Source organism: Methylocystis sp. NC52PC, from assembly GCF_055698645.1.
This window is the reverse complement of the sequence record NZ_CP170127.1, coordinates 1,341,583-1,362,786: the sequence shown is the minus strand read 5'-3', so window position 1 is coordinate 1,362,786 and position 21,204 is coordinate 1,341,583. Positions and strand designations below refer to the sequence as shown.

The window sequence follows — 21,204 nt, the reverse complement described above, 5'->3', positions numbered from 1 at the left end:
CCGTCCCTCCCCCGCCCTCCCCCTTTGTCGGGGGAGGGATCGGGGCCGCGCGCCTCAGCCAGCCGCGAATCGCGCGAACAGAAATTGCGTGTCGCCGTAGCGCCGCGCATCTTCCTGTTCCAGCCCCGCAGGCAGGGCGATCTCGGCGTCCGCGGCGTCCTCGATCACGACGAGCGCGTCTTTCCTGAGCCACCCCCCCGCCAGCAGCGCCGCGAGCGCCGGCGCCGCGAGGCCCTTGCCATAGGGCGGGTCGAGAAAGGCAAGGGAAAACGCCTCGCCCGGCGGCGCGAGACCGAGCTTCGTCGCGTCGCGGCGAAAGACGCGGGTGACGCCGCCCAACCCCAGCGTCTCGATATTGGCGCGCAGCAGCGCGCGCGCCTCGGCGCCGTCGTCGACGAACAGCGCCCGAGCGGCGCCGCGCGACAGGGCCTCGAGCCCCAGCGCGCCCGTGCCGGCGAAGAGATCGACGACCGCCGCGCCGCTGACGGGATCGTCGAAGCGGTGCGCGAGAATGTCGAATACGGACTCGCGCAGCCGGTCCGAGGTCGGACGGATCGCCTGCGACTTCGGCCCCGCAAGCGCGCGCCCGCGCAGCGCGCCGCCGACGATGCGCATGCGCTACGCCCCGCGCGGCTTGCGGGGTCCGCCGCCCGGACCCTTTCCCGGTCCCTTGTTCGATCCCTTGTTCGATCCCCTGGGCGCGCCGCCGGGACCGCCCCGGCCCTTCGGCGGCCCTTTTGGCGACGCCGATCGGGACGGGCCGCGACGGGAGCCGTCGGGCGTTCCGGCGTCGCGCGCACGGGGACGCGCGGCCCTTTCGCCACCGCGATCCGCGTCGAATTTCCGTCCGCCGCCAGACCGCTCGAAGCGTTCTGGACGCTCGCCCGCGTCGCGGGCTTGCCGGGGCGGGCGCGGCGCGCGCCCCTCGGACGCGAAACCGCGCGTTCCCCTGCCCTCGCCCCCCTCCTGCCGGGGCCGCCGCTCGAACCGACCACGCTCCTCGCCGCCCGGCGGCCGCGCGCGGGGGCGTGGGGCTCTTTCGCCGCCGCTACGGTTTTCATCGGAGCGGCCGACGCCGGTCCGCTCGAAGCGTTCAGGACGCTCGCCCGCGTCGCGTCCTTGCCGGGGCGGGCGCGGCGCGCGCCCCTCGGACGCGAAACCGCGCGTTCCCCTGCCCTCGGCCCCCTCCTGCCGCGGCCGCCGCTCGAACCGACCACGCTCCGCGCCGCTCGGCGGCCGCGCGCGGGCGTGACCGGGGGCGGCTTTCGCGTCGCCATGGGCGCGCCGCTCCGCGCCGCCGCGCGCGGGACGCTCGGCCCTTTCGCCTTCGAAACGGGGCGGGCGCCGCTTTTCGGTCTGGCCGCGTTCAGGCCGCGCCGCGCCTTCGTCGCGGGGACGGCGGAACGGCCGTTCGGCGGTTTCGGCCGCGTCGCGACGCGGGCGGCCGGCGCCGCGAAGCGCCTCGAACCGTCTGGCGTTGCGCGAGGCGGGCGCTTCTTCTTCCGTCGCCCTCTTCGTACGCGTCGGCGTCACCCGCTCGACCGCGACGGCGCGTCCCTTGCGGTCGGCGGTGGCGCCGCGCTCGATGCGCGCGCGCGGTCCTTTCTCGGCCTGTTCGTCGCGCTGCTTGCGCAGCACGGAGACATGTTTGCGCGCCCGCTTGTCGACGCGTTCGCGCTGTTCCTGCTGCTCGGCGGCGGTCGGCTCGCGCAAGGGCGACGCGAAATCGACGCCCGCGAGCGCGGCGAGGCTCTTGCCGAGCTGGTCGCGCAGGACTTTGAGCTTCACTTCCTCGACGGCGCCCTCGGCGAGCTCGCCGAGCTGGAACGGTCCGTAAGAAACGCGGATGAGGCGCGTGACGTCGAGCCCGAGATGCTCCATCACGCGTTTCACTTCGCGATTCTTGCCCTCTGTGAGCGCCATGGCGATCCAGGCGTTGGAGCCCTGTTCGCGCTCGAGCCGCGCCTCGATGGGCGCATAGGCGACGTCCTCGACCGTCACGCCCTTGCGCAAGTCGTCGAGCTGCGCCTGATCGGTCTCGCCATGAACGCGCACGCGGTAGCGCCGCGTCCAGCCGGTGGCGGGAAGCTCCAGCGTCCGCGCCAGGCCGCCGTCGTTCGTCAGCAGAAGCAGCCCTTCCGTATTGATGTCGAGTCGTCCGACGCTGACGAGGCGGGGCAGCTCAGGATGGCGCTCTTCCAGATAGGAAAAGACGGTGGGGCGGCCCTCTGGATCGTGCGCGGTGGTGACGTAGCCTTGCGGCTTGTGAAACAGAAACAGCCGCGTGCGCTCGCGCGCCTGCATCGGCGCGCCGTCGATCTCGATCTTGTCCGCCTCGGTCACATTGACGGCGGGCGAAGTCAGCACCCTTCCATTGACGGCGACGCGCCCCTGCTCAATCCAGTCCTCGGCGTCGCGTCGCGAGCAGACGCCCGCGCGCGCCATCGCCTTGGCGATGCGCTCGCCGGCGAAGCTGCTGGTCTTTTCGACCGGCGCCGGCGCGGGCTTCGCGCGCTTGGCCGCGCCAGGCTTCGCGTCCTTGCCTGTCTTGGGCGCCCCGGCTCTGGGCTTGCCGAAGGGCGCGCCGCCGGCTTTCCTGTCGGGGGCGTCGTTTGCGGAAGGGCGGCGTCGCATCGGGCGATCGCCGCCGGGCGCGCCGGAGCGCTTGTCGGATTTCTTGTCGGCCATGATCTTTGATAGCAGGCGGGTCGACGGCTTTGAAGCGCGCTGACGCAGGGATGATGAAAATGACGCGGGGCCCATGAAGCGCATCGACCCTTTCGCTGTCGCTTTCGAAGCGGCGCGCGCCGCGGCGGCCGCCGAAGAGGTGCCGGTCGGAGCCGCGATCGTCCGCGCGGGCGACGTGCTCTCGGCCGCCGGCAATCGCACGCTGCGCGACCGTGACCCGACGGCGCATGCGGAAATGCTGGCGATTCGCGCGGCCTGCCGAATCATCGGCAGCGAACGTCTCGTCGACTGCGATCTTTACGTCACGCTCGAACCCTGCGCCATGTGCGCGGCGGCCATTTCCTTCGCGCGCGTCCGGCGGCTCTATTTTTCAGCGCAAGACCCCAAGGGCGGCGCGGTCGAGCATGGGCCGCGTTTCTTCTCGCAGACGACGTGCCATCATGCGCCGGAGGTCTATGGCGGCATTCGCGAGAGCGAATCGGCGCAGCTGCTGAGGGAATTCTTTGCTCAGAGACGGTAAGCGCGACCCCCGGCGGCGGCTACGCTCCCAATTTCGCGGCCGCCCGCGTGAGGCCCTCGCGCAGCGTCTCGCGGCAGGCGTCGCCGGCGGAAAAAATGCGCTCCGCCTTGAAGAGATCGAGCGCGAGATATTGGTGCACGGCTGGCGCGACGAGCACGTCGGGCGGATTTTCCTCGATCATGCGGGCGCTGATCGAATTGGTGAGAATTTGCGTCGCCACCATCATGGTCTGGAAGGCCGTGGGCGTGCGAATTTCCGTTTCGGGGCCCGAATTGCCCGAGACGTTCACGGCGACGATGATGTCGGCCTTGCCGGCCAGATGGTCGTAAGGCAGCGGATTGACGAGGCCGCCGTCAACGAGATAGCCGACCTCGGTTTTCGTCGCGCGCACGACGCCCGGGACCGACATGGAGCCGGCGACGGCGGGACGCAGCGGCCCTTTTGAGAAGGCGACTTCGCAGCGACGGCGGAAATCGGTCGCAACCACCGTCAACGGAATTTCGAGATCCTCGAACCGCTCCGGCACGCCCTCGGGCCAGAAGGCGTCGAGAAACCTCTCGCCGTCGATAAGGAAGGGATGGCCGACGCCCTTGAACAGCCGCTTGCGCCCCCGCGCCCGCGCATAGAGCAGCCGGCGCGCGAGCTTGAGGCGGTTGCTGAGCATGGCCTCGGTGTGGTGGCGCAACTCTTCGCCGGAAAAGCCCGCCGCATAGGCCGCGCCGATGATGGCGCCGATCGAGGCGCCCGCGAGCGCGACAGGGCGGACGCCCAGTTCGTCGAGCGCCTGCAGCACGCTGATATGGGCGAGACCGCGCGCGCCGCCGCCGCCGAGCGCCACGGCGACCGTCCGGCGGCCGAGGGCGCCGCGCCGGGGCATCAGAGGAAGCGGTCCAGCGCGTCGCGCGTCGCCTCGGGCGCTTCTTCCATCAGATAGAGCCCGCTGTCGACGCTCTCGGTGACGACGCCGTCGCCCCAGTCGCGCCAGGCGTCGGCGAGCGATGGACCCCCTGCCGGGAAGCTCGTCTCGCCATAAAGGACGAGCGTGGGGACGTTGAGCTTCTTCCCCGCCGCCTTGTCGGCGAGCGTCAGCTCGCGATCAATCGTCGCGCCGGCGCGAAAATCCTCGCAAAAGGCGTGGATGCGCGACGGCTCGTTGAAGGCCGATCGATAATGCGCGAGCGCCGCCGCGCCGAAGACGTCGAGCGACTTCTCCTTCGTGGAGCTTTGCAGCGCGTCGTCGAGGAACCCTTGTGGATCGAGGCTGATCAATTCTTCGGGTCGGGGCGCGTCCATGGACAAGAGCTTGGCGCGGCCCATGCGCTGAAGATCGCCGGCGCCAAAAGCGTCGTCGACCGGCGCGATGTTGAGCAGCGCGAGTTTCGTCAGCCTGCCGGGGTGGTCGAGCGCCAAGCGAAAGCCGACACGCGCGCCCCGGTCGTGGCCGGCGAGCGCGAATTGCACATGGCCGAGCGCCGCCATGACCTTCACCACGTCGTCGGCCATTTCCCGCTTCGCATAGGCTTCGCCCTTCTCGCTGTCGGGCGCCGCCGACCAGCCATAGCCGCGCAGATCCATGACGACGACGGAAAAGCGGTCGACGAGGGCCGGCGCGATCCTGCGCCAAGCCACATGCGTCTCGCCGAAACCGTGCAGCAAGAGCAGGGCCGGCCCGGCGCCATGGGCGCGTGCGAAAATTTTTCCCGCCTGCGTGTCGATCCAATGCGCGGCGAAACCGGGGTAGAGATCGGGAAGCTCGGACATTCCTGTAAAGACCATGTTGACGCTGAGGGCCATGCGCCCCCGACAGCGCTGTTATATAGTAACGCTTGCGCGCGTCGTCACGACATTTCTGTTCTCGCAGGGTCAAGCGACTTTGTCACGAAAGTGAAATTCTTACCTTGCTTGAAAAGCCTTTCGAAGCATTGGAGACTTGCTTCATGGAAAGCGAGAATGAATCGATGCTTCCAGGGGAGGAAAAAATGAGCAAGATCGTCGATGAGGTCATGGCGGCGAACCGCGCCTATGTTTCGAGCTTCGGCGCCAAGGGCGAACTCGCTTTACCGCCCGCGCGCGGCTTTGCGATTCTCACCTGCATGGATGCGCGTCTCGATCCCGCCAAATACGCGGGCCTTTCGGAAGGCGATGCGCATGTCATTCGCAACGCCGGCGGCCGCGCCTCGGACGACGCCATCCGTTCGCTCGTGATTTCGCACAAGCTGCTCGGCACCAAGGAGTGGTTCGTGATTCACCACACCAATTGCGGCATGGAGCTGTTCTGCGACGAGGTCATGGGCGATCTTCTCGAAGACAGCCTCGCGACGGCGTCGCTCGACATGTCGACGCTGAAATGGTCGAACCCGCAACATGGCGGCGGCTGCGCGGCGGGCCATTTCATCAAATGGCACACGATCAAGAATCAGGAAGACAGCGTCGCGCAGGATGTGGCGCGCATCCGCTCGCATCCGCTGACGCCGAAGAACGTCCCGATCTACGGCTATATTTACGACGTGAAGACGGGCCAGCTCATCCACGTGCCGAAGGCGACGGAGATCGGCAAGGCGGCGTGAGATGTCGTGACGGATTTCCTCGTCCTTCGAGACGCCGCCTTCGGCGGCTCCTTAAGGATGAGGAAATCCTCCTGCTGGCTGTCTATAAATTTCAAACCCTCATCCTGAGGAGGCGCCGCAGCGCCGTCTCGAAGGATGCGCCGCAGCGACCCTCGCCCTTCGAGACGTCTGCTTACGCAGGCTCCTAAAGGGTGAGGGCGCATTTTCAAGATTTACGCCGACACTGCGCCGCCGCGCGCGCGCCAGCCGCCGGTGCCGGGCGCATAGTGGCGCACGTCCTTGCGGCCTGCCGCCATCGCCTGAGTCAGCGCCTTGGCGGAGCGGCCGCCCGCCTGGCAGATGATGACGCACTGGCCCTGCGGCAGCTGTGAGGGATTGAACTGCGACAGCGGCAGATTGCGCGCGCCGGGCACATGGCCCGCCGCATATTCATGCGGCTCGCGCACGTCGACGATGGCGCAGGAGCCTTCCTTCACCACCCGCGCGAAGTCTTCATGCTCGATCGTCGGCAGCGACGCGCCGCCGCCCGTGAGTTTCGACATCAGACCTGAAAACATTGCTTCTTCCTTTCTTGGGCCTCAAGCGCTCTGCGCCGGGGCCGTCTTTTCGGCGTCGAACTGCGTGAAGGCGGCGAGCGCATGGCTCGCATACATCACGGAAGGTCCTGCGCCCATGTAGATCGCCATGCCGAGCGTCTCCATCACTTCCTCGCGGGTCGCGCCGCGTCCGGCGGCGGCTTTGGCGTGGAAGGCGATGCAATCGTCGCAGCGTATGGCGACGCTCACCGCAAGAGCGATCAATTCCTTTGTCTTGGCGTCGAGCGCGCCGGTGGCGCCGGCGGACGTCGCCATGGCGCTGAAGGCCTTCATCACCTCGGGCGCGCCGCTGCGCAGATTGCGCAGGTCGGCGGTCAGCGTCTTGGCGAGCTCGGGCCAATCATTTGTCATGCGAGCCTCCTTAAGTCGGGCGCCGTCGGCGCCTCCGGACGTTCGTCGTCGCGCAGGACGACATAGATCGCAGGGATCACGAGCAGCGTCAGCGCGGTCGACGAAGCGAGGCCGAAGACGAGCGAAATGGCGAGGCCCTGGAAGATCGGATCGGTGAGAATGAACGCCGCGCCGATGATCGCCGCCGCCGCCGTGAGGAAGATCGGCTTGAAGCGCACCGCGCCGGCTTCAACGAGCGCCGCGCGCAAAGGCATGCCCTTCTCGCGCAGATGGCGAATGAAGTCGACGAGCAGGATGGAGTTGCGCACGACGATGCCGGCCAGCGCGATGAAGCCGATCATCGAGGTCGCCGTGAAGGCGGCGTTGAACAGGAGATGCCCCAGGACAATGCCCGGCAATGTCAGCGGCACCGGCGCGAGAATGACGAGCGGCAGCTTGAAAGAGCCGAATTGCGCGACGACCAGAAGATAGATGCCGAGCAAGGCCACCATGAAGGCCGCCCCCATGTCGCGGAAGGTGACATAGGTGACCTCCCACTCGCCGTCCCACAAAATCGTCGGCTGCGCGTCGTCGAGCGGCTGCCCGTGATATTTGATCGTCGGCGGACCATTGGGACCCCAGTCGACGCTCTTGATCGCGTCCTCGACCGCGAACATGCCATAGATCGGCGCCTCGAAGCGTCCGGCGACTTCGGCGCTGACCATTTCGGCAAAGCGGCCGTTGTGGCGGAAGATCGGATAGGAGCCCAATTCCCGCGTCGCCTTCACGACGTCGCCGAGTTCGACATTGGCGCCCTGGCGCACCGTTCCGCCGGCGGGCAGAGGCGTCGACAAAAGGCGCTCGCTCGGCGTCATATGCGCATGCGGCAGGGCGACGGTGACGTCGATCGGCTTCGCGCCGCCGCCTCTTTGCGAGAAGCCGATCTTCACGCCGCCGACGAGCGCTCCGATCGTGTCATAGACCGCGCGCTCCTCGACGCCGTGATATTCGAGCGCGTCCTGATCGATCGCGAAGCGCAGCCGTTCGGCGCGCTGGCCGAAGCTGTCGTCCGAGTCGACGACGAAATCGACGGCGTCGAACGCCTGGCGCAGCTTCGTCGCGAGATCGCGCCGCGTCTGCGCGTCCGGCCCATAGACCTCGGCGAGCAGCGTCGACAAGACCGGCGGGCCGGGCGGCACTTCCACGACCTTGATCGCCGTATGCGGCGGCAGGGGGAGGCCTTTGAGCTTTTCGCGGATGTCGAGCGCGATGGCGTGGCTCGCCCGCTTGCGCTCGTCCTTGGGCAGAAGATTGACCGCAAGCTCGCCCATCTCCGGCGCCATGCGCATATAGTAATGGCGCACCAGCCCGTTGAAGTTGAAGGGCGCCGCCGTGCCGGCGTAGGATTGAATGGAGGTGAGCTCCGGAATATCCTTCAGGCGCTCGGCGGCCTCGGTGAGCACGCGGTCCGTTTCTTCGAGAGAGGCGCCGCGCGGCAGATCGACGACGACGGCGACCTCGGATTTATTGTCGAACGGCAGCAATTTCACGCGCACGGTCTTGGTGGCGAAAAGCGCCATGCTGAGCAACGTTGCGACGCCCACCGCCGTCAAGAAACGCTGCGAGCGGCTGCGGCCCTGCAGCAAGGGCTTTGCGACGCGGGCATAAAAGTCCCCCATCGCGCCGCGCTCATGAGCGTGATCGTGACCCGAGCCGCCTTCCTGCGCGAAGCGTTTGCCGGCGATCTTGAGGAGAAGCCAGGGGGTGATGGTCATGGCGACGAAGAAGGAGAACACCATGGCCAGCGAGGCGTTGGCCGGTATGGGGCTCATATAGGGCCCCATCAGCCCCGAGACGAACATCATCGGCAGGAGCGCCGCAATGATCGTCATGGTGGCGACGATGGTCGGGTTGCCGACTTCCGCCACGGCCTCGACCGCCGTGTCGATCAGGCCGCGATCGCCGCGCATCTGCCAATGGCGCACGATGTTCTCGACGACGACGATGGCGTCGTCGACGAGAATGCCGATCGAGAAAATAAGCGCGAACAGGCTGACCCGGTTGATCGTGTAGCCCATCAGCCAGGAGGCGAAGAGCGTGAGCAGAATCGTCGTCGGGATGATCACGAAGACGACGACGCCCTCGCGCCAGCCGACCATCACGACAATGAGCAGCACGATGGAGACGGTCGCGAGCGCCAGATGGAAGAGCAGCTCATTGGCTTTCTCGGTAGCCGTCTCCCCGTAATTGCGCGTAACCGTGATCTCGAGGTCTTCCGGCACAATGCGGCCACGCACCGATTCAAGCCGCTTCAGAACCTCCTCGGCGACGATCACCGCATTGGCGCCCTTGCGCTTGGCGATGGCGATGTTGACGGCGGGACGCTTCACGAGCGCCCCGTCCTTCTCTTTGGTCATCGTCCAGCTGCGCTTGTCGGGTTCGGCCGCGCCGACGACGACGTCGGCGACGTCCTTTACATAGACCGGGCGGCCGTCGCGCGTCGTGAGCAGCAACAGGCCGATGTCGGGCACGCCCTGCAAGGTCTGGCCGGCGACGACCGGCACCGAGCGATTGCCCTCGCGAAAGGCCCCGACCTGGAACGAACGGTTGGCGTTCGTCAACTTGTCGATCAGCTGATTGAGGGTCACGCCATATTGGGACAGGCGCTCCGGATCGGGCTCCACGCGAATCTGGTTGGGGCTGCCGCCGACAATATAGCTCGTGCCGACGTTCTCGACCTTGGTGAGATCGTGCTGGAGCTCCTCGGCGACCTGATAGAGTCCATTGTCGGTCCAACCCTTCGCCTTGTCCGGCTTGGCGGAGAGCGTGAGGACGACGATCGCCACATCGTCGATGCCGCGCCCGACAATCAAGGGCTCGGGAATGCCCTTGGGCAGGCCGCCGATATTGGCGCGGATCTTGTCGTGCACACGCAGCACGGCGTTGTCCTGCGGCGTGCCGACGAAGAAGCGCGCCGTCACCATCACGCTGTCGTCGCGCGTCTGCGAATAGACATGCTCGACGCCATTGACGCCCTTGATGATGTCTTCGAGCGGCCGCGTGATGAGCTCGATCGCGTCTTCGGCTTTATAGCCGTTGGCCTGAACGATGATGTCGACCATCGGCACGGAGATTTGCGGCTCCTCTTCGCGCGGCAGCGCCTGAAGCGCGATGAGCCCGACGAGAATGGAGGCGAGCAGAAGAAGCGGCGTCAGCGGCGAATTGATGAAGGTTCGCGTGAGCGTTCGGGATATGCCGGGATGAAACTCGGTCTTTTCGGCGCTCATGGCGTCTGCACCGCATCACCGTCGTGCAGGCCCGACAGAATCTCGATTGCGTCGCCATGGACGTCTCCGGTCTGGACGACCACCTCGGCGTCATTGGCGAGCTTCACAAAATCGACGCCCGCGCGCCGATAGACGGCGGATTTCGGGGCCAATATCGCGTTGCGCTTGCCCGTCGTCACATAGACGCGCGCCCGTTCGCCGACGAAATAATTATCGAGCCCCTTCACGTCGACGTCGGCGATCACGCGGCCGCCCTGAATCTCGGGATAGACGATGCGCACGCGCCCTTCCTTGCGGGCGCCCGCGCCCGTATTGACGCCGCGTTCCCCGATCTCGACGCGGTCACCCGCGCGCATGAAGCGCGCATGGCGCTCGGGGAGCTGTAGCCGCAGGATGTAATTATCCTCGGCGAGCGTCGCGATCGTCTCGCCGGGCATCACCACGCGCCCGATGGAGACGGGAATGGTCAGAATGCGGCCCGGCCCCGGCGACTTCACGGATCCTTCCGCCGCCTGCTGCTCGATGACGCTCTTGTCGGACTGCAGCGCCGAGAGATTGCGCTCGGCGACGTCGAGAGCGGTCTTCGCCTGGTCGAACATCACCTTGGTCGACACGCCGCGGCGCAGCAGCTCCTGCGCGCGCTCGAAGTCGGTCTTCGCCTTGTCGCGTTGCGCCTGCTGGGCGCGAATGCGCTGGTCGAGCGATTGCATTTGCAAAAAGAGCTTCTGATCGGCGACGACGGCGACCTCGGCACCCGCGGCGACCGTGTCGCCCTCCTTGATTTTCAGCGACGTGACCGTGCCGCCAATGCGCGCGCGCGCCACGAGTTGATGAGCGGGCTCGACCGAGGCGACCACCGCCTTCATGTCGTCGAGGGGCGCGACATGCACGGTCGTTTCGCCCGCGACCGCGCGGGAAGCGCCCGCCAGGGCGGCGAGGATCAAAAGCAGACGGAAGTCCATGAAAACTCCAGGGCCGAGCAGCTTCGCCTTACTTGCGATGGTCGTCGTCGTCGTCGAGTTCGAGCCACATGGCGTTCAAAATGCCGAAGGCGCAGGCGAGGCCGAGGCCGAGAATCCAGGAAAAATACCACATGAGGCGTCGCCCCCCTTTTGGTCAGTAATAGTGGTCGTCGCCCTTTTCGATCGCCGCCTCCGTCACCGGGCCGCGCAACACGTAATAGACCCAGGAGGTGTAGGCGAGGACGATGGGCAGGAAGACGATCACGGCGACGAGCATGAGGCCGAGGGTTCTCTCGCTCGAGGAGGCGTCCCAGACCGTCAGGCTCTGCCCCGGATGCGAGGAAGAAGGCAACAGGAAGGGAAACATGCTGAATCCCGCCGTCGTCACCACGCCCGCCGTCGCGACGCTGGACGCCAGAAGCGCGCCGCGGTTCACGCCCGCGGCGAGCAGCACTGCGGCGACGAGCGCGCCGATCAATCCGGCCGCGGGCGCGAGCGCGGTGAGCGGAAAGCGGGCGTAGTTCAGGAGCCAGTCGCCCGTTCCGCGCATCACCTCCTTGCCGAACGGATTGGAGGGGCCGGCGGGGTCGACTGGCGACTCGATGCGGTAGCCCTCGACGCCCACCGCGATCCACAGGCCCGCCGCGAGAAACATCGCCACGAGGGCCAGCGCCGAGAGCGCGCCGATCCGTCGCGCGCGCGCGGCGAGCGCGCCTTGGCTTTTTCCGGCGAGCCAGGCCGCGCCCTGCATCGCGATCATCACGACGCTGATCACGCCGCAGAGCAGCGGGAAGGGGCGCAGAAGGCCCAGGAGCGAGCCTTCAAAGATGAAGCGTAAGGACGCGTCGAAATGGAACGGCGCGCCGAGGAGAAGATTGCCGAAGGCGACGCCGAAGAGAAGCGACGGCAGAAAGCCGGAGACGAAGAACAGCCAGTCCCAGACCTTCCGCCACAGGAGGCCGTCGCGCTTGCCGCGAAACACGATGGCGACCGGCCGCAGGATGAAGCCGAGGAGCACCAGCAGCATCGCGAGATAAAAGCCCGAGAAGGAGGCGGCGTAGAGCGGCGGCCAAGCGGCGAAGGCGGCGCCGCCGCCGAGGATGAACCAGACCTGATTGCCTTCCCACACCGGCCCGATGGCGTTGATCGAGACGCGCCGCTCGACATCCGTCTTCGCCACGAAGGGATGCAGCATGGCGACGCCGAGATCGAAGCCGTCCATGACCGCGAAGCCGACGAGCAGCAGTCCCAGGATCCCCCACCAGATCAGGCGCAGCGTCATATAATCGAACATCGCCGCTCTCCTTTTAGCGTGAGGCGTCGTAGGCAGGCTGCGCCTCGGGCAGCGCGCCGGCCTCGAGCTCGGGCTCATGCGGCCCTTGCGGCCCCTTGCGCACATATTTGATCAGCAGCCCGACGTCGACGACGGCGAGCGCCGTATAGAAGACGACGAAGGCCAGGAGGCTCGCCGCGACATTGGCCGCCGGCACGCTGGAGACGCCGAGAAAGGTCGGCATCACGCCGTCGATGATCCACGGCTGGCGGCCATATTCGGCGACGATCCAGCCGAGCTCCGCCGCGATCCAGGGCAGCGGCAGGCTCAACATGCAGAGGCGCAGGAACCACGGCCGGCCGCAGCGGCGCCGGCTCGACAGGTAAAAGGCGACGGCGAAGAGCGCGATGAAATAGAAGCCGAGCGCCACCATGATGCGGAAGCTCCAGAACAGCACCGGCACGTCGGGAATGGTGGAAAGCGCGGCCTCATGGATTTCCTGGGGCGTCGCATTCTCGATGTCGGGACGGATGCGCTTCAGGAGCAGCGCATAGCCGGCGTCGCGCATCGAGCCTTCCAATTCGTCCGGCAGGCGGGCGTTCGGGCGGCCGCCCTGCTCGGTCAGCCAGTGATAAGCCGGCAGGCCATTGCGGATACGCGCTTCGTTGCGCAGCACGAGCGGCTTGATTCCCTCGACCGGCTTGTCGAAGGAGCGCGTGGCGATGAGGCCGAGGACGTAAGGGATCGTGACCTCATATTTGGTCGTCTCGCTCTTGAGATCGGGAAGCCCGAAGAGCGTGAAGGAAGCCGGCGCGGGCTCGGTCTCCCACATCGCTTCGATGGCGGCGATCTTCATCTTCTGGCTTTCGCCGGCCGTATAGCCGCTCTCATCGCCGAGCACGACGACCGAGAGCGCAGAGGCGAGGCCAAAGCTTGCCGCCACGGTGAGCGAGCGCCGGGCGATCTGCACGTGTCGTTGGCGAAGAATGTAATAGGCGCCAATCGACATCATGAAGACGGCCCCCGTCACATAGCCGGCGCTGACCGTGTGAACGAATTTGGACTGGGCGACGGGATTGAACATCACCTCCGTGAAGGAGGAGAGCTCCATGCGCATGGTCTGCGGATTGAATTTCGCCCCGACGGGATTGCTCATCCAGGCGTTGGCGATGAGAATCCACAGCGCCGAGAAATTGGAGCCGAGCGCCACGCACCAGGTGACGATCAGATGCTGCACCTTGGTGAGGCGGTTCCAGCCGAAGAAGAACAAGCCGACGAAGGTCGCCTCGAGGAAGAAGGCCATGAGGCCTTCGATCGCGAGCGGCGCGCCGAAGATGTCGCCGACATAATGGGAATAATAGGCCCAGTTGGTGCCAAACTGGAATTCCATCGTCACGCCGGTGGCGACGCCCATCACGAAATTGATGCCGAACAGCGTGCCCCAGAACTTCACCGCGTCGCGCCAGACCTCGCGGCCGGTCATCACATAGACGCTCTCCATAATGGCGATGAGCAGCGAGAGCCCGAGCGTCAACGGCACGAAGAGAAAGTGATAGAGCGCCGTCAGCGCGAATTGCAGGCGGGAGAGCGTGACGACGTCGAGATGTTCGAGCATTTTAATGTCGCTTTCAAGCGTTAGCGCGGCGGCGGCCCCCCGGCGAGGGCCGCCGCCATATCCGCCGGCGTGACGTGGACGCGCTGCGCCGGGCTGAAGAACCAGAACCACAGCAAGAAGATTGCCGCGACCTTGAAGACGATCGCCAGAGTGAGTTCCCGCCTCAGCGTTCTTCGCGCCATGCCTCGACCGTCCCCGCCCGCTCGCCCCTAGAGCGCGTTTCGCAGCCGCTCGATGCCGAGAAGCTTCATGATGTAGCGCTCATAAACAGGCTCGCTCTGGCCCTTGCGCACCTTGCGCAGGAAGTATTTCTCGTAAGCGATTTTTGCGAGATGCACCCAGCGTCCCTCGCTCGACCAGTTGACGTTGCGCGGCGGGATCTGCGGCTGCGCGACGAAGGCGACGCCGCGATCGCCGAAATCGGCGAGGCAAACCGCGTTCCAGGTGCCCTCCTCCTTGGCCTCCTTGCCGTTGAGGAGCGCCGCAATGTTGTGGGCGGTCGCCGTCACCATGGATTCGATCATGTAGCCCGTCTTCGGCATGCCGGTCGCGACCGGGGTGGGCTCGGCCGGCGGGATCGCGACGCAGACGCCGACGCCGAACACATTCGGGAAGGTCGGGTTGCGCTGATTCTTGTCGATGATGACGAAGCCGCGGGGATTGACCAGGCCCTCGACTCCCATCAGCGCGTCGATGCCCGTGAAGGCCGGCATCATCATCGCGAATTTGAAGGGCAGCTCATGCGCCTTCTTCACGGAGCCGTCGTCGTTGAGCTCGTCGCATTTCAACAGGCCGGGCTCGACCGACGTGGTCTTGGCGTTGGTGATCCATTTGATGTCGCGGTCGCGGAAGGCCGATTCGAGCATGCCTTTGGTGTCGCCAACGCCGCCGAGGCCGAGATGGCCGATATAGGGCTCGGCGGTGACGAAGGTCATCGGCACCTTGTGGCGTATGCCGCGGCGGCGCAGGTCCGTCGAGACGATCATGGCGTATTCATACGCCGGGCCGAAGCAGGACACCGCCGGCGCGGCCCCGATGACGATCGGGCCGGGGTCCTTGCAGAAGTCGTCCCAGGCCTTGGAGGCGATTTCGGCGTGCTGCAACGTGCAGATCGAATGGGTGTGGCCGCCATGGGGCCCGAGCCCCGGGATCTCGCCAAAAGCCAGCTTCGGCCCCGTCGCGATGACGAGATAGTCGTAAGCGAGGCTTTCCCCATTGTTGAGTTCAATGCGGTTTTCGGTCGGGTGCACGCGCTTCGCGCCGACGTCGGTAAAGCCGATGTTCTTCTTGCGGAAGACCGGCGCCAGCGCAACCTTCAGTTCATCGGGCTTGCGCCAGTTGACGGCAAGCCAGGGATTGGACGGCGTGAACTGGAAGTTCGGCAGATCGGAGACGACGGTCACGCGATGTTCTTTTTTCACGCCGTCGCGCACCTCGATCGCCGCCGCGACGCCGCCGATCCCGGCGCCGAGAATCACAATATGAGCCATGCAGATTTCCTCCCGGAAACGCGCGGGCCGGCCGCGGCGCTTCTTATATATTCGAATTATCTAAATTAGAAGATTCTAACAGCGACTTAGTCACGCTCGGCGTCGCATAGCGCGCGTAAAGCCTTGGGATCAGTGATTTCTGCGCCGCCCCGCGACAATTTGACCCATCCCGAGCGCTCGAAGATCTTGAGCGTGCGTCCCACCACCTCGCGCGCGGTGCCGAGGTCGGCGGCGAGCGCCTGCTGAGTGACGTTGATGCGGTTGTCGGCGCCTTTGAGCGCAAGCAGGCGCTCGGCCAGCCGCACGTTGATTCGCGTGCAGACGATTTCCTCGATGCGCGACATCAGCGTGGCGATGCGCTTGGAGTAGCCGTCGAAGACGAGCGCGCGAAACGACGCCGAAGCGTTCATCAGCGCGGCGAAGCGCTCGGCAGGCAGGATGTAGGCGAGGACGTCGGTCTCGGCGACGCCTTCGGCCGAATAGGCGTCGTCGGAAAGCAGAGACGCCGTGGTGAGAATGCAGGTCTCGTTGTTGGCGACGCGATAGAGCACGATTTCACGACCCGACTCGGTCACGCGCTGCACGCGCACCGTGCCGGCGACGATCAAAGGGAAGTGCGCGCAAGGGTCGCCGGGGCGAAACAGCACGGCGCCGCGGGGGATCTGCTTGCGGACGGCGCCGTCGCGCAATTGTCCGCGCGTCGACTCGTCGAGCCCGCGCAGCAGCGGAACGTCTGCGGTCCAGTCCGACGCCATGGAGCCCCGTCAGAACGCCGCGCCCGGCCGGACGCCGAAGCGCTTGAGGATCATGGCCAAGGGACAAAACCCTGTAAAGGCCGCCTGAAACAGATTCAGGCCGACGAAGCCCGTGAGCAGCAGCCACCAGGGCGAAACGAAATGCGCCAGCGTCACGCTGACGAGCACGACTGCGCCCGCGAAAGCCATGACAATTCGGTCAATGCTCATGCCGCCACCCCATTCTTAGGCTTTGCCCCCGTCGCGCGCGTCTTCTTTGCGGGCGGCGGCTCGCCGCATTCGCCCGCGCAGAAGAGCTCGTAGAGCAGGCCGATGACCCGAGACACATTCTCATTGGCGAGAGAATAATAGATCGTCTGCGATTCGCGGCGGGTCTTGACGAGCCTGTCTTCGCGCAGCCGCGCAAGATGCTGGGAGAGCGAGGACTGGCTCAGTCCAACCGCCTCCTGCAACCGCGTCACCGAATATTCGCCCTTGTGCAACTCGCACAGCACCATGAGGCGGTGCCGGTTGGCGAGCGCCTTGAGGAAGCTCTCCGCCTCGGCGGCCTTCGGCGCGAGTTCGGCCAGACGTATATTCATAGCGACTAAATTATGTTTTGCGAATATAGAAGTCAAGCAGCTCCCCGAGCGCGCCTTGGGCCCTTTTGTCGCATTCTTGGTCAGGCGCGGCCGCCTTACATTAGAAACATCGAATGTAAAGCGCCGGCGCGGGTCGGCGGGGAAAGGAGCGGCTCATGGGCGTAAATCAACGCAGGCGCCAGTTCTTGACGCTCGTCGCCGCCACGGGGATTCTTTCGGGCCTGCAGGCCTTTTTCGCGCCGGCGCGGGCAAAGACCAGCCAGTCCGCCGCCGCCTATCGCAATTCTCCCAACGGGCGCCAGCGCTGCGCCAATTGCTCCTGGTTCGAGGCGCCCTCCGGCTGTGGCGTCGTCAAGGGGGCGGTGAGCGCGCGCGGCTGGTGCGCGCTCTGGGGGTGACAAAGTCATTGAGCCCGCGAGGCGGCGGGCGCATCTCTTCGCAAGGGTCACGCCTCAAAGGAGAATTCAATGGAACCCAATGTTGGAGACACCGACCGGATGATCCGCATCGTCGCGGGCGTTCTTCTCTTGAGCCTGATTTTCGTCGGGCCGCAGAGCTGGTGGGGGCTCGTCGGCCTCGCGCCGCTCGCGACAGCCTTCATTAATTTCTGCCCGGCATATAAACTCCTCGGCGTGAATACGCTCGGCAAATAAACCCTCGACCGAAGCGGCGGCGGCGAGATCGTGAACGGCGAGACAATCACGTTTCGCGCCCATGGCATGCATTGCCATGGGTGCGAACATGTCATCGAGGCGCGCTTGCGCAAGCTTGCGGGCGTGCGCCGGGTAACGGCGTCCTATCCGACAGAGCAGGTTGTCGTCGATCACGATCCTGCCCGCGTCGAGTTTGCCGCGTTGCGCGCGACCGTCGAGGAACTCGGCTATCGCGTCGAGGAAGGGGAGCGCGCGCAAAGGCCGCTCGCCCGGCGTCTCTTGCTCGCCGCCGGCGCGCTTTTGGGCCTTGCGGCGCTCATTCTCGTCGACACGCGCTGGATCAGCGCCGGCGGCGCGCCGGACATCGCCCAGCATATGAGCCTATGGCTCATCTTCGTGCTCGGCCTCGTCACCGGTTTCCATTGCATCGGCATGTGCGGCGCTTTCGTCGTCAGCTATACGGCCGCCGACGCGGGGGCCGGCCGATCGTCCGCGCTGTCGCACCTCGCCTTCGCGACGGGCAAGACGCTCTCCTACACGGCGATCGGGGCGCTGTTCGGCGCGCTCGGGGCGTTCATCGCCTTCACGCCGCTGTTGCGCGGCGCGGCCGGGGTCGCGGCCGGCGTCTTTCTCATCGTCTTCGGCCTCAACATGCTGGGGCTGTTCGCCCCGCTGCGGCGCTTCCGGCTCGGTCTGCCGGCGCCGCTTCAACGCTGGGTCTACCGCGAAGCTGGGGGACGCCACCGTCCCTTCGTCATCGGCCTCCTCAACGGCTTGATGATCGCCTGCGGGCCGCTGCAGGCGATGTATGTCATGGCGGCCGGCACAGGCAGCGCCGTCGAGGGCGCCAAAATGCTGTTCGCCTTCGGGCTCGGCACGCTGCCGGTCATGCTCGCTTTCGGCGCGGTCGCCTCCCTGCTGTCGAGCGCGGCGACCCACCGGCTGCTGCGCGCCTCGGGCGTCATCGTCGTGGCGCTCGGCGCGGTGATGATCAATCGCGGCCTCATTCTGACCGGCTGGGGCGTGGACCTCGCCTCGATCGTCGCCCGCATGCGGCAGACCGACGCGCCGATCGCAAGCTTAGCGCCGGCGCCTGCCGTGCAGATCATCGAAATGGAGGCGAACGGGCTCGGCTATCAGCCGTCGCGCTTCACGCTCACCAAGGGCGTTCCCGTCAAATGGGTCATCAACGCCACGACGATCACGAGCTGCAACAATCGCATCGTAGTTCCGGCCTTCGGCCTGGAATTCGATTTGAAGCCCGGGCTGCAGACGATCGAGTTCACGCCGACCCAGAGCGGCGTCGTCCCGTGGAGCTGCTGGATGGGCATGATCCGCGGCGAATTCGTGGTGACGGAGCCGGGCGCCGCGCCGCCCCCCGCCGCGCCGGAGACCGCGCAGGAAGCGCCTTCCCCGCCGCAGGAGACGGCGCAGCCGGCCCCGGCCGAGGCGCCCCGCCGTTACGTCGTGCGGCGCGGCGATACGCTAAAGGCGATCGCGCGCCGCCTCTACGGCGACGCCGGGCGCTGGCGCGACATCGCGCGCGCCAATCCCGGCCTGCGCAAGGGCCGGCTCAAGCCGGGGCAGGTTCTGACGCTGCCGTCGCCGTGACGATTCGCCGTGGCGCAATCCGAAGCGCCGCGCATTAGTCTTCGTTTGTGGGGAAAGGAGTCGGGGATGAAAAAGATCATGTACGCCGCCGCAGCTTTGGCGCTCGCGGCCGCCGGCGCCGCCGTCGCGGAGGACCATCACGACCACATGGAAATGATGTCGAAGATGGTTAAGGACGCGCGCGTCGAGGTCGACGTTCCCGGCCCGATGAAGGCGAAAATGCTCGCCAATATGCGGGGCCATCAGGAGGCGATCGCCGAGATTCTCGCGGCGCTCGGAAAGGGCGATGGCGCGGCGGCGGCGAAAATCGCCGACGCCCGGCTCGGCGCGAATTCGCCGGGCGCCGCCGCCTGCCGGCCGGACGCCAAATCCGGCGCGCAGGGCGACATGCCCATGATGATGGCGAGCCATATGCCGGACGAGATGCGCGCGCTCGGCATGACCATGCATATGCAGGCGACGAAATTCGCCGAGGAAGCCGCGAAAGTGAAACAGGGCGGCGATCTTCGGCCCGCGCTTGCCGAGCTCGGCCAAGTCGTGCAAGCCTGCAACGCCTGTCACGCCGCCTATCGGCTCGACTGATTGAACGGGGCGCAAGACCCCGTCGTCCGCCGGGAGCTCCTTTTGCGCATCGCCACCTGGAACGTGAATTCCGTGCGGCAGCGGCTCACGCCGCTGCTCGCCTTTCTGAAAGAAGATGCGCCCGACATACTCTGCCTTCAGGAGCTCAAATGCGAGACGGAGGCCTTCCCGCGCCTCGAGGTCGAGGACGCCGGCTATAATGTTGTCCTGCACGGGCAGAAGACCTTCAACGGCGTCGCCATTCTCTCGAAGCGGCCGATCGAAGAGTCGTATGTCGGCCTTCCCGGCTTCGACCATGAAGGCCAGTCGCGCTACATCGAAGCGGTGATCTCGGACGGCGTGGGGGGCGCTGTGCGCGTCGCCTCGATCTATGCGCCCAACGGCAATCCGCCCGACACGCCCAAATACCGCTACAAGCTCGCCTTCATGGAGGCGCTGACGCAGCACGCGGCGGCGCTGCTGCGGCTCGAGGAAAAGACCGTTCTCGCCGGCGATTACAATATCATTCCCGAGAACCGCGACGTGCACGACCCCGCCGCCTGGGCGGGGGACGCGCTGTTTCTGCCCGAAAGCCGCGCCGCCTACCGGCGGCTCGTCAACCTCGGCTACGCCGACGCGCTGCGCGCCGTCACCGACGACGGCGGGCTCTACACCTTTTGGGACTATCAGGCGGGCGCCTGGCAGAAAAACAAGGGCATCCGCATCGACCATCTGCTGCTCTCGCCGCAGGCGGCCGACAGGCTGCAAGGCGTCGAGATCGCGAAGACATTGCGCGCGGGCGAGAAGCCTTCCGATCACGTGCCGATCGCCGCGCAGCTCGGCTGATCAGTCGAGCGCCGCGACCGCCCGGAAAATCACATAGAGCGCCACGGCGACCACGATCGCCGCGAAGACCATGGCGAGCGCCCCGCGCTCGGCGGCGAGGCGGCGCGCCGTCGCCGCCCCAATCAGACCGCCGACGACGCCGCCCCCGAGCAGGGTGGCGGCGAGCGTCCAGTCGACAAGGCCGGAGAGCGCGTAATTCGCGGCCGTCGTCACCCCGAAGGCGGTGACGGACACGAGCGAAGAGCCGATGGCGTTGATGATGGGGAGATCCGCCGCAAACATCAGCCCCGGCACGATCAGAAAGCCCCCGCCGATGCCGAAAAAGCCCGACAGCGCGCCGGTCGTCGCGCCCAAAGCCGCGAGGCGCGGAAAGTTCTCGCGATTGAGCCGGACCTGCGGATAGCCCTCGCCGCTGCGGCTTCTGAACATCAGCGCGCCGACGACCAGCATCAGCACGCCAAAGAGGGCCAGCAGCTTTTCGCCGTTCATGAGTTTCCCCATCGTCGACCCGCCAAAGGCGCCGATGACCCCGAAGAGCGCGAAGACCGAGGCGCAGCGCCATTTGATCGTGCCGGCGCGCGCGTGGTGCCAAAGGCTGACCAGGGCGTTGGCGGCGACCGCCACGGCGCTGGAGCCGATGGCGACATGCGGCTCCGGCACGCCGACGAAATAGACGAGAAGCGGCACGGCGAGGACCGAGCCGCCGCCGCCGACAAGACCCAGCGAAAAGCCCACGAGAACGCCGGAGAGCGCGCCGGCGGCGATTTTCATGAAGAAGGGCGTGAGCATGGGAGTGGGGTCGCCTACATTAGAACTTGCTTATTTAGATAACCCGCATATATGAGGACAGCAAGCAGGAAGGGGCGAAC

At 66.4% G+C, this 21,204-nt stretch carries 24 protein-coding genes; 7 read left to right on the top strand and 17 right to left on the bottom strand.

Annotation, left to right across the window (positions count from 1 at the left end; genetic code table 11):
* Nucleotides 1-54: 54 nt before the first annotated feature.
* Nucleotides 55-615 (bottom strand): 16S rRNA (guanine(966)-N(2))-methyltransferase RsmD, encoded by a 561-nt coding sequence (gene rsmD / locus ACETII_RS08505; RefSeq protein ID WP_472787748.1) that lies wholly within the window; start codon nt 613-615, stop codon nt 55-57.
* Nucleotides 616-618: 3 nt separating this feature from the next.
* On the bottom strand, nt 619-2,688 hold the full coding sequence (locus tag ACETII_RS08500) for a pseudouridine synthase (protein WP_472787747.1): 2,070 nt from the start codon (nt 2,686-2,688) through the stop codon (nt 619-621).
* Between the two features lie 73 nt (nt 2,689-2,761).
* On the opposite strand from ACETII_RS08500, the gene ACETII_RS08495 reads away from it, so the two are divergent.
* Nucleotides 2,762-3,208: a nucleoside deaminase gene (locus ACETII_RS08495; protein WP_363350588.1), complete on the top strand. Its 447-nt coding sequence runs from the start codon at nt 2,762-2,764 to the stop codon at nt 3,206-3,208.
* A 19-nt stretch (nt 3,209-3,227) separates the two neighbouring features.
* On the opposite strand, the gene ACETII_RS08490 is transcribed toward ACETII_RS08495, so the two are convergent.
* Together ACETII_RS08490 and ACETII_RS08485 are read right to left on the bottom strand one after the other, a co-directional pair.
* Entirely contained in the window at nt 3,228-4,085 is an 858-nt protein-coding gene (locus ACETII_RS08490; protein ID WP_363350586.1) for a patatin-like phospholipase family protein, read from the bottom strand.
* On the bottom strand, nt 4,085-4,969 hold the full coding sequence (locus tag ACETII_RS08485) for an alpha/beta fold hydrolase (protein ID WP_363351261.1): 885 nt from the start codon (nt 4,967-4,969) through the stop codon (nt 4,085-4,087). The genes ACETII_RS08490 and ACETII_RS08485 overlap by 1 nt, the downstream gene beginning before the upstream one ends.
* 218 nt (nt 4,970-5,187) lie before the next feature.
* Here ACETII_RS08485 and ACETII_RS08480 point away from each other — a divergent pair, with 218 nt between their 5' ends.
* Nucleotides 5,188-5,775 (top strand): beta-class carbonic anhydrase, encoded by a 588-nt coding sequence (locus ACETII_RS08480; protein WP_363350584.1) that lies wholly within the window; start codon nt 5,188-5,190, stop codon nt 5,773-5,775.
* 212 nt (nt 5,776-5,987) lie between these two features.
* On the opposite strand, the gene ACETII_RS08475 is transcribed toward ACETII_RS08480, so the two are convergent.
* The 12 genes from ACETII_RS08475 to ACETII_RS08420 all read right to left on the bottom strand — a co-directional run bounded on the left by ACETII_RS08475 (nt 5,988) and on the right by ACETII_RS08420 (nt 16,664).
* Complete coding sequence (locus ACETII_RS08475) at nt 5,988-6,332, bottom strand: rhodanese-like domain-containing protein (protein ID WP_363350582.1); 345 nt, start codon at nt 6,330-6,332, stop codon at nt 5,988-5,990.
* Nucleotides 6,333-6,353: 21 nt separating this feature from the next.
* Nucleotides 6,354-6,722, bottom strand: coding sequence for a carboxymuconolactone decarboxylase family protein (locus tag ACETII_RS08470; RefSeq protein WP_363350580.1), 369 nt, complete (start codon nt 6,720-6,722; stop codon nt 6,354-6,356).
* Nucleotides 6,719-9,988, bottom strand: coding sequence for an efflux RND transporter permease subunit (locus ACETII_RS08465; protein ID WP_472787746.1), 3,270 nt, complete (start codon nt 9,986-9,988; stop codon nt 6,719-6,721). The genes ACETII_RS08470 and ACETII_RS08465 overlap by 4 nt, the downstream gene beginning before the upstream one ends.
* The gene (locus ACETII_RS08460) at nt 9,985-10,950 is read right to left on the bottom strand and encodes an efflux RND transporter periplasmic adaptor subunit (RefSeq protein ID WP_472787745.1); all 966 of its coding nucleotides are present in this window, start codon (nt 10,948-10,950) and stop codon (nt 9,985-9,987) included. Before ACETII_RS08460 ends, ACETII_RS08465 begins: the two co-directional genes overlap by 4 nt.
* A 28-nt stretch (nt 10,951-10,978) precedes the next feature.
* Nucleotides 10,979-11,083 (bottom strand): cytochrome bd-I oxidase subunit CydX, encoded by a 105-nt coding sequence (gene cydX / locus ACETII_RS08455; protein ID WP_363350574.1) that lies wholly within the window; start codon nt 11,081-11,083, stop codon nt 10,979-10,981.
* Between the two features lie 21 nt (nt 11,084-11,104).
* On the bottom strand, nt 11,105-12,244 hold the full coding sequence (cydB, locus tag ACETII_RS08450) for a cytochrome d ubiquinol oxidase subunit II (protein ID WP_363350572.1): 1,140 nt from the start codon (nt 12,242-12,244) through the stop codon (nt 11,105-11,107).
* A gap of 13 nt (nt 12,245-12,257) precedes the next feature.
* Complete coding sequence (locus tag ACETII_RS08445) at nt 12,258-13,838, bottom strand: cytochrome ubiquinol oxidase subunit I (RefSeq protein ID WP_363350570.1); 1,581 nt, start codon at nt 13,836-13,838, stop codon at nt 12,258-12,260.
* A 20-nt stretch (nt 13,839-13,858) separates the two neighbouring features.
* The gene (gene cydP, locus ACETII_RS08440) at nt 13,859-14,020 is read right to left on the bottom strand and encodes a cytochrome oxidase putative small subunit CydP (protein WP_363350568.1); all 162 of its coding nucleotides are present in this window, start codon (nt 14,018-14,020) and stop codon (nt 13,859-13,861) included.
* A 27-nt stretch (nt 14,021-14,047) separates the two neighbouring features.
* Entirely contained in the window at nt 14,048-15,328 is a 1,281-nt protein-coding gene (locus ACETII_RS08435) for an NAD(P)/FAD-dependent oxidoreductase (protein ID WP_363350566.1), read from the bottom strand.
* An 86-nt stretch (nt 15,329-15,414) separates the two neighbouring features.
* Nucleotides 15,415-16,083, bottom strand: coding sequence for a Crp/Fnr family transcriptional regulator (locus ACETII_RS08430; protein ID WP_363350564.1), 669 nt, complete (start codon nt 16,081-16,083; stop codon nt 15,415-15,417).
* Between the two features lie 9 nt (nt 16,084-16,092).
* Entirely contained in the window at nt 16,093-16,293 is a 201-nt protein-coding gene (locus tag ACETII_RS08425; RefSeq protein ID WP_363350562.1) for a YgaP family membrane protein, read from the bottom strand.
* The gene (locus ACETII_RS08420; RefSeq protein WP_363350559.1) at nt 16,290-16,664 is read right to left on the bottom strand and encodes an ArsR/SmtB family transcription factor; all 375 of its coding nucleotides are present in this window, start codon (nt 16,662-16,664) and stop codon (nt 16,290-16,292) included. The genes ACETII_RS08425 and ACETII_RS08420 overlap by 4 nt, the downstream gene beginning before the upstream one ends.
* Before the next feature lie 155 nt (nt 16,665-16,819).
* Between ACETII_RS08420 and ACETII_RS08415 the strand changes: the two genes are divergently transcribed.
* The 5 genes from ACETII_RS08415 (at nt 16,820) to xth (ending at nt 20,335) form a co-directional block, all read left to right on the top strand.
* Nucleotides 16,820-17,062 carry a high-potential iron-sulfur protein gene (locus ACETII_RS08415; RefSeq protein WP_363350557.1) on the top strand — a complete coding sequence of 81 codons (243 nt, stop codon included), beginning with the start codon at nt 16,820-16,822 and terminating at the stop codon, nt 17,060-17,062.
* A 69-nt stretch (nt 17,063-17,131) separates the two neighbouring features.
* A complete protein-coding gene (locus tag ACETII_RS08410) occupies nt 17,132-17,317 on the top strand; it encodes a YgaP family membrane protein (RefSeq protein ID WP_472787744.1) in 186 nt (61 codons plus the stop codon).
* A gap of 30 nt (nt 17,318-17,347) precedes the next feature.
* Nucleotides 17,348-18,928, top strand: coding sequence for an urease accessory protein UreH domain-containing protein (locus tag ACETII_RS08405; RefSeq protein WP_472787743.1), 1,581 nt, complete (start codon nt 17,348-17,350; stop codon nt 18,926-18,928).
* A 66-nt stretch (nt 18,929-18,994) separates the two neighbouring features.
* Nucleotides 18,995-19,510 (top strand): hypothetical protein, encoded by a 516-nt coding sequence (locus tag ACETII_RS08400; RefSeq protein WP_472787742.1) that lies wholly within the window; start codon nt 18,995-18,997, stop codon nt 19,508-19,510.
* 42 nt (nt 19,511-19,552) lie between these two features.
* Entirely contained in the window at nt 19,553-20,335 is a 783-nt protein-coding gene (xth, locus tag ACETII_RS08395) for an exodeoxyribonuclease III (protein WP_472787741.1), read from the top strand.
* Here the strand turns inward: xth and ACETII_RS08390 are convergent, their stop codons facing one another.
* Entirely contained in the window at nt 20,336-21,124 is a 789-nt protein-coding gene (locus tag ACETII_RS08390) for a sulfite exporter TauE/SafE family protein (protein WP_472787740.1), read from the bottom strand.
* Nucleotides 21,125-21,204: the final 80 nt, after the last annotated feature.

Bases quoted from the DNA above. Each gene is read 5' to 3' on its own strand.
- rsmD (WP_472787748.1), bottom strand. From the start codon at position 615: ATGCGCATCGTCGGCGGCGCGCTGCGCGGGCGCGCGCTTGCGGGGCCG.
- ACETII_RS08500 (WP_472787747.1), bottom strand. From the start codon at position 2,688: ATGGCCGACAAGAAATCCGACAAGCGCTCCGGCGCGCCCGGCGGCGAT.
- ACETII_RS08495 (WP_363350588.1), top strand. From the start codon at position 2,762: ATGAAGCGCATCGACCCTTTCGCTGTCGCTTTCGAAGCGGCGCGCGCC.
- ACETII_RS08490 (WP_363350586.1), bottom strand. From the start codon at position 4,085: ATGCCCCGGCGCGGCGCCCTCGGCCGCCGGACGGTCGCCGTGGCGCTC.
- ACETII_RS08485 (WP_363351261.1), bottom strand. From the start codon at position 4,969: ATGTCCGAGCTTCCCGATCTCTACCCCGGTTTCGCCGCGCATTGGATC.
- ACETII_RS08480 (WP_363350584.1), top strand. From the start codon at position 5,188: ATGAGCAAGATCGTCGATGAGGTCATGGCGGCGAACCGCGCCTATGTT.
- ACETII_RS08475 (WP_363350582.1), bottom strand. From the start codon at position 6,332: ATGTTTTCAGGTCTGATGTCGAAACTCACGGGCGGCGGCGCGTCGCTG.
- ACETII_RS08470 (WP_363350580.1), bottom strand. From the start codon at position 6,722: ATGACAAATGATTGGCCCGAGCTCGCCAAGACGCTGACCGCCGACCTG.
- ACETII_RS08465 (WP_472787746.1), bottom strand. From the start codon at position 9,988: ATGAGCGCCGAAAAGACCGAGTTTCATCCCGGCATATCCCGAACGCTC.
- ACETII_RS08460 (WP_472787745.1), bottom strand. From the start codon at position 10,950: ATGGACTTCCGTCTGCTTTTGATCCTCGCCGCCCTGGCGGGCGCTTCC.
- cydX (WP_363350574.1), bottom strand. From the start codon at position 11,083: ATGTGGTATTTTTCCTGGATTCTCGGCCTCGGCCTCGCCTGCGCCTTC.
- cydB (WP_363350572.1), bottom strand. From the start codon at position 12,244: ATGTTCGATTATATGACGCTGCGCCTGATCTGGTGGGGGATCCTGGGA.
- ACETII_RS08445 (WP_363350570.1), bottom strand. From the start codon at position 13,838: ATGCTCGAACATCTCGACGTCGTCACGCTCTCCCGCCTGCAATTCGCG.
- cydP (WP_363350568.1), bottom strand. From the start codon at position 14,020: ATGGCGCGAAGAACGCTGAGGCGGGAACTCACTCTGGCGATCGTCTTC.
- ACETII_RS08435 (WP_363350566.1), bottom strand. From the start codon at position 15,328: ATGGCTCATATTGTGATTCTCGGCGCCGGGATCGGCGGCGTCGCGGCG.
- ACETII_RS08430 (WP_363350564.1), bottom strand. From the start codon at position 16,083: ATGGCGTCGGACTGGACCGCAGACGTTCCGCTGCTGCGCGGGCTCGAC.
- ACETII_RS08425 (WP_363350562.1), bottom strand. From the start codon at position 16,293: ATGAGCATTGACCGAATTGTCATGGCTTTCGCGGGCGCAGTCGTGCTC.
- ACETII_RS08420 (WP_363350559.1), bottom strand. From the start codon at position 16,664: ATGAATATACGTCTGGCCGAACTCGCGCCGAAGGCCGCCGAGGCGGAG.
- ACETII_RS08415 (WP_363350557.1), top strand. From the start codon at position 16,820: ATGGGCGTAAATCAACGCAGGCGCCAGTTCTTGACGCTCGTCGCCGCC.
- ACETII_RS08410 (WP_472787744.1), top strand. From the start codon at position 17,132: ATGGAACCCAATGTTGGAGACACCGACCGGATGATCCGCATCGTCGCG.
- ACETII_RS08400 (WP_472787742.1), top strand. From the start codon at position 18,995: ATGAAAAAGATCATGTACGCCGCCGCAGCTTTGGCGCTCGCGGCCGCC.
- ACETII_RS08390 (WP_472787740.1), bottom strand. From the start codon at position 21,124: ATGCTCACGCCCTTCTTCATGAAAATCGCCGCCGGCGCGCTCTCCGGC.